General features: G+C 61.8%; 7 protein-coding genes. 4 read left to right on the top strand and 3 right to left on the bottom strand.

What is annotated here, in order from left to right:
• Positions 1–17: 17 nt before the first annotated feature.
• Both MB901379_RS13295 and MB901379_RS13290 read right to left on the bottom strand, forming a co-directional pair.
• Positions 18–2612: a PE family protein gene (locus MB901379_RS13295; protein WP_158017115.1), complete on the bottom strand. Its 2595-nt coding sequence runs from the start codon at positions 2610–2612 to the stop codon at positions 18–20.
• 471 nt (positions 2613–3083) lie between these two features.
• Positions 3084–10004, bottom strand: a complete 6921-nt coding sequence (locus tag MB901379_RS13290; protein ID WP_162334378.1) for a non-ribosomal peptide synthetase/type I polyketide synthase — start codon at positions 10002–10004, stop codon at positions 3084–3086.
• Between the two features lie 839 nt (positions 10005–10843).
• On the opposite strand from MB901379_RS13290, the gene MB901379_RS13285 reads away from it, so the two are divergent.
• The 4 genes from MB901379_RS13285 to MB901379_RS13270 are packed head-to-tail and all read left to right on the top strand — an operon-like array spanning position 10844 to position 14219.
• Entirely contained in the window at positions 10844–11737 is an 894-nt protein-coding gene (locus tag MB901379_RS13285) for a 3-hydroxyacyl-CoA dehydrogenase family protein (protein ID WP_197717802.1), read from the top strand.
• Entirely contained in the window at positions 11734–12006 is a 273-nt protein-coding gene (locus MB901379_RS13280) for an acyl carrier protein (RefSeq protein WP_158017113.1), read from the top strand. Before MB901379_RS13285 ends, MB901379_RS13280 begins: the two co-directional genes overlap by 4 nt.
• Positions 12003–13115, top strand: coding sequence for an acyl-CoA dehydrogenase family protein (locus MB901379_RS13275; protein WP_158017112.1), 1113 nt, complete (start codon positions 12003–12005; stop codon positions 13113–13115). The genes MB901379_RS13280 and MB901379_RS13275 overlap by 4 nt, the downstream gene beginning before the upstream one ends.
• 21 nt (positions 13116–13136) lie before the next feature.
• Positions 13137–14219 carry an HAD-IIIC family phosphatase gene (locus MB901379_RS13270; RefSeq protein WP_158017111.1) on the top strand — a complete coding sequence of 361 codons (1083 nt, stop codon included), beginning with the start codon at positions 13137–13139 and terminating at the stop codon, positions 14217–14219.
• Here the strand turns inward: MB901379_RS13270 and MB901379_RS13265 are convergent.
• Positions 14197–14859 (bottom strand): O-methyltransferase, encoded by a 663-nt coding sequence (locus MB901379_RS13265; protein ID WP_158017110.1) that lies wholly within the window; start codon positions 14857–14859, stop codon positions 14197–14199. The genes MB901379_RS13270 and MB901379_RS13265 overlap by 23 nt on opposite strands.
• Positions 14860–14899: the final 40 nt, after the last annotated feature.

Below are 14899 nucleotides of genomic sequence, written 5' to 3'. Positions count from 1 at the left end.
GAAACACTAGGAATTGGTTAGGCCGGTCCGGACGCTCCGGATTTTCCGAATATCCGCCCGCCGTTCCCCCCGATACCGCCCACTGCGCCACCGCCACCGGCCCCACCGTTGCCGCCGTCCCCGATCCACGTGGCGTCGCCGCCGTTTCCGCCGGTGCCGCCGGCGCCATCGGCGCCATGGTTGCCATCGACGCTCTTGCCGGGGCCGCCGGCCCCGCCGGTGCCGCCGGTGCCGCCGGCCCCGCCGGCCCCGCCGTTGCCGATCATCCCGCCCGCCCCACCTGTTGCGCCTGCGCCTCCGGCCCCGCCGTCCCCACCGTCGCCGCCGGTGCCGCCAGCTACTGTGCTGGTGCCGCCACCGCCGCCCGCGCCACCGTTGCCCGAGGCCCCGCCGGCTCCGCCGTTGCCGTACACCCGCCCGCCGGCACCACCACCTCCGCCGAATCCGCCAGCGCCGCCAGCCCCACCAGCTCCACCGTCGCCGTCACCTGTGCTGGAAGCGCCGCTGCCTCCCGCGCCGCCGTTGCCGGCGGCCCCGCCGTTGCCGCCGTTGCCGTACAGCCACCCGGCGGCACCACCACCTCCGCCGAGCCCGCCAGCGCCGCCAGCCCCACCGGCCCCACCGTCGTCAATGCCGAAGCTCGTGGCGCCGTTGCCTCCCGCGCCGCCGTTGCCGGCGGCACCGCCGGCACCGCCGCTACCGAACACCCACCCGCCGGCACCGCCGGTGCCTCCGACGCCTCCGAACCCGCCGACCCCGCCGACGCCTCCGTCGCCTTTGTTGCCGAAGCTGCGGCCGCCATCGCCGCCGGTTCCGCCGTTGCCGGCCGCTCCGCCGGTTCCGCCGTCGCCGTAGAGCAACCCGCAGGCACCACCGCCACCACCAAAGCCGCCGGTGCCGCCGGCCCCGCCGGCCCCGCCGTCGCCAGTCGCGTTGTTACCGGTGCCGCCGATGCCGCCGGTGCCACCGCCGCTGCCGTTGCCGGCCGCACCGCCGTTGCCGCCGTTGCCGAGCACCCACCCGCCGGCACCGCCACCTCCACCGAAGCCGCCGGCGCCGCCGGCCCCACCGGCGCCGCCATTGCGGTATGAGCTATTTCCGCCGATGCCACCGCTACCGCCGTTGCCGGCCGCTCCGCCGGTTCCACCGTCGCCGGACAGCCACCCACCGGCACCACCCCAGCCACCAACGCCACCTGTACCGCCGGTGCCACCGGCGCCTCCGTCGTTGCCGAGGCCTAAAGTGTCGCCGCCGTTGCCGCCGCTCCCCCCGTTGCCCGCGGTCCCGCCGCTCCCGCCGTTGCCGGACAGCAAGCCGCCGCCACCACCACCGCCACCGACACCGCCTGCCCCGCCGCTACCGCCGGCACCGGGGCCTTCTCCGGTGCCGCCGGTGCCTCCCATCCCGCCGTCGCCTGCGGCCCCGCCGGTGCCCCCGTTGCCGAACAGCCAGCCACCGCCGCCGCCACCACCGACCCCGCCTGCACCTCCTGTCCCGCCGGCCGCGCCGACATCACCAGCGTTGGTGCCGGCACCGCCGGTGCCGCCCGTTCCGCCGTTGCCGGCGGCCCCGCCGGCCCCGCCGGCCCCGAATAGCCACGCACCGGCACCTCCGTTACCCCCCGCGCCGCCGACTCCGCCTTCTCCGCCGGGACGGGCGGTCTCACCGGCACCGGAGGTGTTGCCGCCGGAACCACCGTCGCCCCCGTTGCCAGCGGCCCCGCCGGCTCCACCGGTCCCGATCAGCCCGGTGCCCCCGCCGGCAGCACCGGCCCCGCCGGCGCCGCCGGCCCCACCCACAGCGCCGGCCGCGGTAGCCGCGCCGCCGTGGCCGCCGGTCCCGCCGTTCCCGCCGGCGCCACCCTGGCCGTACAACCAACCCCCGCTTCCCCCTACTCCACCGGCCCCGCCGGCCCCGCCGAGCCCGCTGGCGGCACCCGGCGCCCCGGACCCACCATGGCCGCCGGCCCCGCCGGAACCGATCAGCCCGGCCGGTCCCCCGGCCCCGCCAGCAGCTCCGTTGGCGCCTGCGGTGGCGCCTGCCCCGCCGGCGCCACCCGTCCCGCCGTTGCCATACAGCCACCCGCCGTTACCGCCGGCACCGCCGACAAGACCGAGACCGACCCCGCTGCCACCGGCCCCACCATTGCCGACCAACCCGGCATCACCACCGGCCGCACCGGGACCACCGTTACCGCCATTGCCGTACAACAACCCGCCGGGCCCGCCAGCTTGACCGGGGACTGTCCCATCTGCCCCGTCGCCGATCAACGGGCGCCCCAATAACCCTTGGGTGGAGGCGTTGACTGTGTCCATCAAATTTTTCTGTGCATTGGCGACTTCGGCGGTAACGTACATGCCCGCACCGGAGGCCAAGGCGTCCAAAAACTGGGTATGAAAGCCCGAGATCTGCGCGGCGAGCGCTTGATAGGCCCGTGCATGTTCGCCGAACAACGCCGCGATCGCCGCCGATACCTCATCGGCGCCCGCTGCCATCATCACCGTCGTCGACCCCGCCGCGGCCGCGTTGGCCGCACCGATGGCCGACCCTAGATGCGCCAATTCTGACGCCGCGGCGGCGACCAGTTCCGGCGACACACTCACAAACGACATCGCGGCACCTCCCCGTGTCTAGTACGCCGCCAAACCGGCCGGTCGCATCGCACCCAATTAGGCACGCCTAGGCGCAGCGAAGCACTGTCAAAATCGCCGGACTCGTACAAAACACCATGCAAAACGCACTGGCGTCGGCAGATGGCCTGGTCTTATTCGAAAACCGGTGTGCGCGAGCGCTTCTCGACCCCGGTGCACACGTGATTACGCGGTGCTCTTCGGTGGGCGCTCACCTGACAACTCATGGAAGGTCCTCTTATCGAGATGCTATCCCTCAGTCGACGCCGACGGTATCGGCTGTCAATTGGTCTGTCCGACAGGTGGATCGTGCCTCCACGCTCAAAGTGTCCCCGATTGCTCCAAAGTGGATGCGAGCCTCACCTATTGCGGCGGGATATGACCACGGGAACGCATGTGTGGCAGCGGATTTGTTGCCGGCTCAGCGAGCAACCGCGCGGAGCGCAACGCTCGCTAGTGTCCGTCTAGTAATGATTTGAGCCGATCGCCGTAGGTACTGAGCGGCTTGGCGTTCAGCATTTCCTGATGTTTGCAGTCGATCGAGTGTTCGATGATGTTGCCGGTCACATACGGTCGCCAGCTGTGCCACAAGGATGGGCTGTCAGCAATTTGAGATGTCGTCTCGGTTTGGGTGGCGGGAAGCATATTCTGCGTCGCGGAGAATATGACGATGTCACCGTCATAGACATCGGGTGTGTGTTCCAAAGCGAATAAAATGTTCGTCTGGAGGCTCTGAAAGATAAAGTGCAGGACATCGCCGGTCACGGCGAATTCGGCCAACGCTGACTCATCGCTTGGTTTTTGTGCTACCAACTTCTCTGCCTGCTCGTAGCTCAGCGGGGCTGATTGTTCGGGAATATCGATATCAAACAAAAAACGCAAGGCATTTGCCCTGATTTGACCTTCCAAAATCGAGTTGTCGCTTGGAATGTCGCCGCTGCTGATAGCCCTCGGAAAGGAATCCAGGAGGATCAGGTGTTGGACAACGCATCCGCGCCGAGTAAGCTCAATGGCGACCTGGTGGGCTATGACCCCGCCAGCGGACCAGCCGAGAAGACTGTAGGGTCCGGTGGGATGAATCGCTTGCAGTCGATCGGCATAGTTCTTAGCCATGTCGCGAGTTGAAACTGGCTCAATTTCACCAATTTGCCGCACTTGTTGGATACCGATAATCGGGCAATTCAGATACCTACCCAGCGCCCGATATGGCCAGCTAATTCCCACACCCGGATGAATGCAGAACAAGGGTTCCCCATGGCCCTGCGCTAAAAACTCAACGGGAACCAATTCTTCTGTTGGACAGGCTGGATTGTCCAACTGTTCACTCAAGCTGCTAACAGAGGGCGCGCCGAACAAGGCGCGAACAGGAAGGTGCGCATCAAACGCTTTGTTTATCTCGGCGACGACGCGTATCGCCAGCAATGAGTCTCCGCCCACATCGAAAAACGATTCGTCTACTCCCACCCGTTCCACGCCTAGTACCTGGGCGTAGATGCGGGCGACGATCTCCTCGGTGCGGGTGCCGGGGAGTCGCCCACCGGCGTCGTGGTAGTCCGGTGCTGGAAGGGCACGGATGTCGAGTTTGCCGTTGACTGTCAACGGCAGCGTCTCCAACGTCACGACCACGGTCGGGACCATGTACGGCGGTAGCCGGTCGGCCAGCGCGGCGCGGGCCTTCGCCGGATCGGCGGTTCCGATTACATAGCCCACGAGACGTTTGACACCAGCACGGTCCTCACGAGCGATCACCACCGCCTGCTCGACCCCATCGAGTGCAGCCAGGGCCGCACGCACCTCGCCGAGCTCGATGCGAAAACCACGCACCTTGACTTGCTCGTCCCCGCGTCCCAAATAATCCAGCTGTCCATCGGGACGCCAGCGCACCAGGTCTCCGGTGCGATACATCCGGGACCCAGCCGGCCCGAATGGGCAGGCCACAAACCGCGATGCGGTCAAACCCGCCCGGCCCAAATACCCGACTCCAACGCCCGTGCCGGCCACGTACAACTCACCGACTACACCGGCCGGGACCCGGCGCAACCACTGATCCAGGACAAACAAGGCAGCCCCCGGCACTGGCGAACCAATCGGCGGCGGACCCGAACCAGGCTGCAATGGCGCGGATATCGTTGCATACACCGTCGTTTCGGTGGGGCCGTAGCCGTTCACCATCACCCGCCCCGGCGCCCAGCGGTCCACCACCTCGGCCGGGCACGGTTCGGCGGCGACCACCAATGCTGCCGACTCTAGCCACTCGGGAGCGAGCACCCCTACCGCCGACGGAGTCTGACTCAGAACAGTGACCTGTTCAGCAACCAACAACGCGCGGAAGTCTTCCGGCGAGCGAGTCACCGATTCGGGCACGATCACCAGTCGGCCGCCGTGCAGCAGCGCACCCCAGATCTCCCACACGGAGTAGTCGAAGGCATAGGAATGAGACTGGGTCCACACTTGTGCCGCCGAAAGGTCAAACCCGACGTCCAATGAGTCGAACAGCTCGGTGACACTCCGCTGGGCCACCGCGACCCCCTTAGGCGCACCGGTGGTGCCTGAGGTGTAGATGATGTGGCCGATGTCGTCAGGGGCAGGTGCCGGCAATGCGGTACGGGGCTGGGCAGCAACTGCCGGGTCATTGACATCGAGGACCCGCACGGCGAGCCCGTCGAGTCGATCAGCCAGATCGGCGGTGGTGATCACTGTGACCGGGGCCGCATCGGCGAGCATGAACTGGATCCGCGCTGCCGGCAACGCCGGGTCGATCGGAAGGTAGGCCGCCGCGCTCTTGAGCACGGCCAAGATCGCCACGATCGCTTCGGCTGAACGTGACAACAGCAGCGCCACACACTTTCCCGGACCTGCACCGCGTTCGCATAACGAATGCGCCAACCGGTTGGCCGCCTCATCAAGCTCACGATAGGTCATGGACCGGCCATCGCAGGTCAGGGCCACCGCGTCTGGCGTTCGCTCCACCTGCGCAGCGAACACCACCGGAATCGATGTCGGGGTTGGTGGTTGGGTCAAAACCGCGCGGTTGCCGAACGCGTCCAAACGCGCGTGCTCACTCTCATCGAGCAGATCTATCGAGGACAACGACCGAGTCGCATTGGCGCTCAACGCCACCAAGGCCCGCCGCATCCGTGCGGACAGGTCTGCGACGTCCAAATCCGTGGTTGCTGTGACAGCTGCGCTAGCATCTAGCGTCAGCGTCAGCCGGCCGTCGGTCAGGTTGGCCATGATGGTGATCGGGAAGTGCGTCCTTGGGGCAAGCCCAACCGCGGGGCGGAGATTCAGTTCCTGGGAGCCAGGTTCTTCGCTGCCCAACCCGATGATCGGGAAGTTCTCGAATGAGATCATGGTGTCGAACAGGTCGCCGACTCCTGCCAGCTGACGCAGCCGCGCGCTACTGAAATAGCAGTGCTCACGCAGCCGTGCCGAATCTCGCTGTACGATCGAACATTGCTCAGCTACAGTCGCTTTCGGGTTAAGTCGGACTCTCAATGGCACCGTGTTGATAAACAGGCCGACCATCGACTCGACGCCGGACAGGTCGGCGGGCCGGCCCGATACCGTGACCCCGAAGACGACGTCATCGCGGCCGGTCAGCGATGACAACACCAGCGCCCACCCGACCTGCGCGAGTGTGTTCACGGTAACGCCGCAACTTCGGGCGACGTCGACCAGGCGAGTGGTCGCGTCCTTGTCTAAACTCAATGCCGAGTGCTTGGGTTGATCGCTCGGGCACGCACCTGTGCTGCCGCTCAACGCCCTCACCAACAGGGTTGGTGCAATCGGACCGGCGAGGTGTTCCCGCCAAAGCTGTTCGCCTGGCGCCGGGTCGCGTCGAGCCAGCCAGCCAATGTAGTCACGGTAGGGCCGTGCAGGACCCAGTGAGTCGACATTGCCGCCTAGCAGATACAGAGTGAACAGCTCCCTGACCAAGATCGGTACTGACCACCCGTCGATCACGATGTGGTGGATAGTGATGAGGAGTCGCCAATGGGCGTCCGGCAATTCGATGAGCAGGAAACGGATAGCGGGGCCCTGTTCGAGGTTGAATCCGCCGCGGCGTTCCTCGTCCTCCAGTACGGTGACCATCTCCTGCGTGGCGGTGACGTGCCGCCATGGCAGATCGAAGTCAGATGGCACCACCTGTACTGGGTTGGGCAGGCCGTGGCTGACAAATCGGGCCCGTAGGTTCGGGTAGCGGTTCAGCATCGCTAGCGCGCAGGTACGCAACAGGTCGGGATCCAGTGGCCCACACACGTCGATCGTCAGGCCGAGCAGGTACGGGTCGCTGGACCCACCGCCGTTGAGCATCGCAAACGCAAACAGACCCTGCTGAAGCGGGCTGAGCATCATCACGTCGTCGATGCCTGCCGCATGATGACGCTCTCGTAGAGCGGCCAGGTCGGAGGGCGACAGTCCAGATGTGCTCATCGGCGGGTGCCGCACGTCGGTTTCGGCAAGAGCGATAGCGCTTGTGCTTTCCCCCCTTTCGGTGTCCTCGCGAATGGTGTCGTCTAATGCGGCGGCCAGTTGCATGACGGAGGGGTGCTCGAAGACCATCTGGGGGGTAAGTGGCAGACCTTCTTCACGCACTCGGGCGGCCAGTTGTAACGTGCCGACACTGTCGCCACCGAGGGCCAAGAACACATCGGTCCGCCCGACCTGGGTGACGCCAAGAAGCTGCTCGATGGCGATTGCCAGGGTTCGTTCGGTATCGGTACGGACCGGATCGAACGACGCCCTGCCGCCCGCCTTCGGTCTATGCTCTCGAACAACAGCCGAATCCCCCACCCATGCTTCGACATTGAGGGCCGGGTTGAGCCATAGCCTCTTCCGCTGGAATGCGTAGGTAGGTAAATCAACTCGTCGTGCACCCCAGCTCGCGTGTGCGGCAGTCCAGTCGATCGGCGTACCGGCGACATACAACCTGGCCAGCCCGGTCACGAACGAGATGACTTCGTCGGTGTCGGGTCGCAGCAGCGGTGCGATTGTCACCGCTCCGGTGCCGCCTTGGGCGTCCGGCACAGCATCGGGTGCGACCCTATCTGGAATCACGGTGGTGAGTTCACGGGTCGGACCAAACTCCAGAAAGTTGGCGATGCCCTCTTTGGCGCGTGCGCGACGGATCGCATCGTCAAGACGAGCCGGCCCCTGCGACTGCCTGATCCAATACTCTTGGGAGCGAAACAGAGACGGATCAACCACATCGCCCGATTGGCCCGCGATGATTGCCATCGTCGGGACTCGGAAAGTCAGCCGATGACAAATCGCTGAAAGCTCCGTCGAGGGCCTGGCGTGGCTTGCAACGAGCATGCAGGCATCCGCCAGCGACCAGACGCCAGCAAGGTATGTAGCGGTGATGACGTCAGCAGTGGAGTTCGCAAGTATGAGATCCGGCCGAAACCCCCACGATTCCGCGAGCCGAAATTGCGCAACCTGGACGGCAAACAACGCAGGCTTGGCATATGCGGATTGGTCCAGCAACCTGGCAGTGTCTGATTCGCCATCGGCGAATATCACGTCATGCAGCGGGACTTCCATCTGTTCATCAAAGATGGAACACACCTCATCAAATGCATTGGCGTACATTCGAAAACTCGAGTACAGCTGGCTTCCCACACCTGTGAGTCGCGCGCCTTCGCCCGGAAACACTGCCGCAGTTCTCGCGGACACGTTGGCCAGTCCACGTAGGATCGCCGATGACGCCTCGCCCGCTGCCAGCGATCGCAGGCCGTCGAGCAGCTCATCGCGACCACGGCCTACTACAACTGCTCGATGGTCGAACTGTGTTCGGGAACTGGCAAGCGAATACGCGATGTCGACTGGACGAAAGTCACCATTCTGCTTGAGTTGCGCTAACATGCGTGCGGCCTGCATCGGCAGCGCCTCAGCGGATTTCGCGGTCACCACCCATGACACGATCGGTTCCAGACTTTCGCCTGGGGCGTCAGCTATGTCATCCATCGCAGTAGGCGACCGGGGAGCTTCTTCGACGATCAAGTGCGCGTTGGTGCCACTCATGCTGAATGCTGACACTCCCGCCAGACGCGCACCGTCCTTCTGCGGCCACGGGTGGGGCTCAGTAGCTAGCAGAACGCCTGTCGTTGACCAATTGGCATACTGAGCAGGTTCGTCCGCGTGCAGAGTCGGCGGAATGATTCCATGGCGCATGGCCTCGACGATCTTGATGACCCCGGCGACACCGGCCGCTGCCGAAGTGTGGCCGATGTTCGATTTGACGGACCCCAGCCACAACGGACGACCCTGTTGCCGGTTTCGGCCGTATGTCGCCGCCAGGGCATCTGCTTCGATCAGGTCACCGAGCATCGTCCCCGTGCCATGTCCCTCGACCACGTCCACCGCTGCCGCATCCAGGCGGGCATTGGCTAACGCCTGCTTGATAACCCGCTGCTGAGCTAAACCGTTCGGTGCTGTAAGGCCGTTGGTGGCCCCGTCCTGATTGACTGCAGAACCCCGCACCAGCGCCAGCACGGGATGCCGGTTCTTGCGCGCATCCGATAGCCGTTCCAACAGCAGCATCCCAACACCCTCGCCCCATCCTATGCCGTCCGCTGCTGCCGCGAATGACTTGCACCGCCCGTCAGGAGCAAGTCCAAGGCCTCCCCCGAATCCGGCAAAGGCTAGTGGTGTTGACATTGCTGTCACGCCTCCGGCCAGTGCCAACGAGCATTCCCCCATCCGCAGCGATTTCACGGCTTCATGTATCGCCACGGATGAAGATGAACACCCGGTGTCGATGACCATGGCCGGTCCCTCGAAGCCGAAGAAATACGAGATCCGGCGAACGGCCATGCTCAGCGATTGGCCGGTCATCAGGAAGGGACGAACTCCATGCGGGTCTTCAGTCAGGATCTCCACGTTCGAGTGAGAGTTGGGCGGCATGCCGACAAAAACCCCGGTGCCGCTTGCGCGAATAGTCGACGGATCAATACCGGCTCGCTCCAACACTTCCCAAGTCGATTCGAGCAGCAATCGGTGCTGCGGGTCCATGGCCAAAGCCTCTGCATGGCCGATCCCGAAGAAGTCTGCATCGAACTCGGTGACGTGGGATACGAAGCCGCCGAACCGCACGTACGATTTCCAGGCGAGGTCGGCATCACAGTCGGGCGAACCGTTGATTTCCCAACCGCGGTCGGTCGGCCACTCCGATATCAGATCGCGACCTTCGACCACGGCAGACCACAAGTCCTCAGGCGAGTCCAACCCGCCGGGATAACTACACGCCATACCGACGATGGCTACCGGCTCATGCGTTTTCGCCTTGACGTCCCGCAATCGCCGACGCGTCTCCTCTAACTCCACCACGACGCGCTTGAGGTAGTCGTGGAGTTCTTCCTGACTCGCCACCGCAGATCCTCCGCTTATAGATTCCGACAACGATCAACGAACGACGACACTTGACGAAGCCAGGTCCGAAGCGCGCCAAACGATCCAAGGCTTGGCCCGCGGTCCAGATTGCCCGCCGTGTCCCTCGCGTCGGCTCCGTGTCAGCATTATTGCCTATCCTGGACGTTCGAGAGGGCCATTCTCGCTGCTGGGCCAGTTGTCCTAGGGAGCCACCCGGCCCGGCCGGTCGGCCGTAGCCACCTAGACACTGTGACGCGAAAGCGATTGTAAACATTCACATCTGCGATTTGGACCCCCCGCCGCACACCAAGGGGATGGCGTGTGCTGGCGCCAGCTATCGATAATGCACCCTCGACCGCCACGGGCACAAAGTACACCTTGCGCGACGATGCTGAGGCCGCAACGCGATTGGGTCACGACCGCTCGCCGATACGCTGCGGCACGTCAACTGGGGCTAGGGCGGGTCTGAGGAACCGGCAGAGCCCGCTGACTGAGCCCATCGCCGCGAACCGCGATCGAAATGAACGGTATTGAAGTCGTAGTTCCAACCGAACAGACCACCACATCACATGTATGAAAGTTCCGGGCTCTAGCATCCTCACAACACCCATCTAAATGCCGGCGGTCACAGAATTCTTGTGTCACCGGCAACTGCAACTGTGTATGCTCTCATCAAACGACATCCTCCCGGGGCCGAAAGCTCGGCACGCACTATCCACGTTCGTAATTTGGATCCCAGTGCTGCCTCGGGATGGAGTCATGACAACGTGATAGCACGCCACCTCGAATAACACAATACCAAGATTGGTAGTGCGAAACTCGTTAAGGAGAGTTGTAGTGTGAAAACGTCAACACTATTCAAACGAACGGAACAGCGAGCGGGCGACGATTATATCGTTGTGATCGGCGCGGGTGTCATGGGCACATGTATTACCACGATGGCACTGGGCCATGGTGCACCTGTGCTATTGATTGACACGGACATGAATAAGATTGACCGATCTTGCACTGAGATACGGACGCAGCTTCGGCATGGTCGTCTATTGTCAAAGTTCCCGCCTGGCGTGGCCGCCGGGCAGTTAGCTGTTGGTAACAAGATCGAACTGGCTGGGCGCGCTGTTGCAGTGGTAGAGGCGATAACAGAGAACCGCAAACTTAAACAGATGGTGCTTCAAGAGGTGCAGGCTCAGGTCGAGCCTACCACCCCGCTTATTACCAATACTTCGGGAATTCCCATCGATGAGCTGGCCACCTCCTTGCGGCGCCCCGAGGACCTCGTTGGGGCGCATTTCATGAATCCCGCCTATCTGATCGGTATGGTCGAAGTCATACGCGGGCCGCGTACGGCTGAAGTCACTTTGGACGCAGTTGGCAACCTGCTGAAAAGTCTCAATCGGCAAATGATAGTTGTCCGGGACAGCCCGGGATTTGTAACCAGTCGACTGCTGCATCCGATGATTAATGACGCGGCTCGACTAGTTGAAGAGGGGGTCGCCACCGTCGAAACAGTTGATTCGTTGATGGTGGGCTGCCTGGGCCATGCAGTTGGTCCGCTTCGCACGGCGGACCTTATCGGCATCGACAACCTAATCGACTCACTCGATGCCTTGCATGAACGGACCGCAGAAGAACGTTATAAACCATGTAGCTTGCTATTGGACAAAAAGGCAAATGGACATCTAGGGCGTAAGACTGATCAGGGATTCTACAAGTACAGTGCAGGTGTGATGTGAACGCAGAGAACTACTTACAAACGAATTCATCAGAGGACCACGTTACCAATGAGTTGGTTGCATTGCTAAGCAAGCGCTTGAAGACCACCGTCCAGCCCGAACAAGAGCTGTTCACCGAAGGTCTGATCAACTCCATGTTCGCGCTGGAACTGGTTGTCCAGATTGAAACGCAATTCGATATTGAGGTCGAAGGTCGAGACCTGGACATGGAGAACTTTCGGTCAGTCAATGCGATGGCCAGTCTGGTTAACCGGCTCATCGAAAAATGAAGATCTCAGAGGTGCTTGCCGAGGAGTGCAACTTCTTCGACGACCTCATCGGATGTCGAGCTTCGGAATGGGACGAGCAGGCAAGAATCCCGACTGAAGTCGTTCGCCGTGCAGCGGAATCTGGATTGCTTTGCCCACAGGTTCCAGTAGCTGTTGGAGGTCGCGGGTTCGACAGTTTGCATACTGGCGAACTGGCCGCACACGTGGGAAGCCGCTGTAGTTCGTTGCGCAGCGTGATGACGTCACAGGGGATGGCCGCGTGGGCTATTCAAAGGCTTGGTAACAAGAATCAACGTAACGTGTTTTTGCCCCAACTGAGCGGCGGTAAAGTAGCCGCAGTCGGTTTCACGGAGCCTAATGCTGGTAGCAACCTCTCCGGTATATCTACCAGCATTAGCTGCGACGGAGATGTCGCAACCGTCAATGGGCACAAGAAATGGGTCACCGGATCGGTATATGCAGACTTCATCGTTGTGTTCGGCCGTATCGGAGATGGGGCGGCGGCGATAATAGTGCCGACGTCCGCTCCCGGCGTGCGGCTAGAAGCGATCACCGATGGACTTGGCTGCCGCGCGGCCGGACACGCAGACATCTACTTGAATGACGTTCGACTTCCGGCCGAGAACATTCTGGGGCGCGAACCGCAGTCCCTTCCGCTGATCACAACGATCGCGCTGCAGTACGGGCGGATATCCGTTGCCTGGGGTTGCGTAGGAATACTGCGGGCTTGTCTCGACCAAGCCGCAGGACACGCGCGTGCACGCCGGCAATCCGAAAAAGCCCTGGTAGAGCATCAGTTGATCAAGCGCTATCTGGCGGAGATCTTCGTACTTGAGCAGACCGCGGCGCACCTATGCGAAGAGGCCAGCCGAGCATGGGATTCGGCAATGCCAGATCTAGCGATGAAGGTCGTCCTTGCCAAGCACGTAAGTTCCCAAAACGCCACAAAGGGAGCAGCGATGGCGGTACAGATACTCGCTTCGGCAGGCGCGCACAGTGGCGATTTGGTGGCGCGTGCCTATCGGGATTCGAAGCTCATGGAGATCATCGAGGGCAGCACTGAAATATCCCAGTTGATCCTGTCGGACTACGTAATGTCACTTTATTAATGAGGACTGGGAGGCGGTGCCATGGCTGAACACACGGGTTTCGTAAAGTGTCTCGTTTGGGATCTTGATAACACTCTTTGGAACGGCACATTGCTCGAGGGCGACAACGTATTGATCGCCGATGAAACCCGGCAAGTGATCGAGGTACTAGACTCGCGTGGGATAATTCAATCGATTGCAAGTAAGAACGACCGCGACTTGGCGTGGGCGCGCGTTTGCGAACTTGGAATTTCAGACTACTTTGTTTTCCCTCAGATAGCTTGGGCGCCGAAGTCGAGCTCGATCAAGCATATTGCGGAAAAGCTTAATTTTGCATTCAACGCGATTGCGTTTATTGACGACCTCGCAACGGAGCGCGCGGAGGTGAGTTATCACCTTCCGGACGTCCGCTGTTATCGGAATGACGATATCCTTACCTTGCCGACACTACCTGAATTTTCTCCAATCGTAACGGCCGATGCTAGCCGTCGCCGGAATATGTACAGAGCAGCGGAACAAAGAGAAGAATTCCGTAGCACGTTCGAAGACAATGATGAAGATTTCTTGCGTTCACTGAATCTCAGGCTGCGCATCGAGAGCGCGGCGGAGGAAGATATCCCTCGAGCGGAGGAGCTGACGCTGCGTACCAGCCAGATGAATGCGACCGGGGTTCATTATTCGGAGAAAACGCTGCGAAAGCTATGTGCTGAACCGGGCTACGAGCTGATGTTGGCAAGCCTGGACGACCGCTTCGGCTCCCACGGAATAATCGGTCTCATCCTGCTGGAGAAGAACTGTGCCTATTGGCACCTCAGGCTATTAGCGACTTCCTGTCGCGTTGTCATGTTTGGCGTGGGTGCGACCATACTGACATGGTTAATCAACCACGCTTCGAATGCGGGTGTCCATTTGGTTGCTGATTTTCGCAAGACCGACCGCAATCGAGTAATGGAAGTCACATACCGGTTCAATGGATTTGGAGACTCCGCTTGTGCTTGTTACAGTTCGCTGCCCCATCTGGAAGGGGTCAAACGGATGCACCTCGTGCCGGAGTCCCGAGCGTGGCCGACCACGATGCGTTTAGAGGCACCAGACCTGACAGCTACTTCTTCCGGGCGAGCGTAATGCCGTCCGCCATTGGCAACATAGACAAGTCGACCCGGTCATCGGTCAATAAGAATGAGTTGAGTTCTCTAATCGCGACCGTTTCAGGGCTGTTGTCTCCATTGTTGATGACCCGCCCGAACAGCAGAGTGTTGTCGATAATGATCAGCCCGCCCGGACGGGTCAGCAGCAGCGCGCTCTCGTAGTAAGTCCGATAGCTGGCCTTATCAGCATCAATAAAGACCATGTCGATCGAGCCCGGTCCCCGTTCCCTGAGCAGGTTTGCTAGCGTGTCAACAGCATCGCCAATTCTTAGGTCGATTCGATCATCGACGCCTGCTTGCTGCCAATATCTTCGTCCGGTCGCCGGCCAACGCCTAGTGATGTCACACGTTATGAGCTGGCCGTTTTGCGGCAGGGCTTGCGCCATGCAAAGTGTGCTGTAGCCAGTGAAGGTACCGACTTCAACTATGACTTGTGCATTGGTTATTTTCACCAAAAGCGCAAGAAATTGTCCCTCTTCCGCCATGATTTGCATCGCTTGCCCCATGGGATAGGTGGATGTTTCTTCACGAAGTTCCCGGAGAAGCTCGCATTCACGTAGCGACTCATTGCGAAGGTAGTCGAGGAGTGCGGACGAAAGGGCGGTTTGGTCGGCCATTTGTCTCCAATAGCTGTTCTCGTGTAATCAAGGACCGATT

This window comes from Mycobacterium basiliense, assembly GCF_900292015.1.
Taxonomy (GTDB): domain Bacteria; phylum Actinomycetota; class Actinomycetes; order Mycobacteriales; family Mycobacteriaceae; genus Mycobacterium; species Mycobacterium basiliense.
Note: the sequence above shows the minus strand (reverse complement) of the source record. Positions and strands in the feature narration are given on the sequence as shown.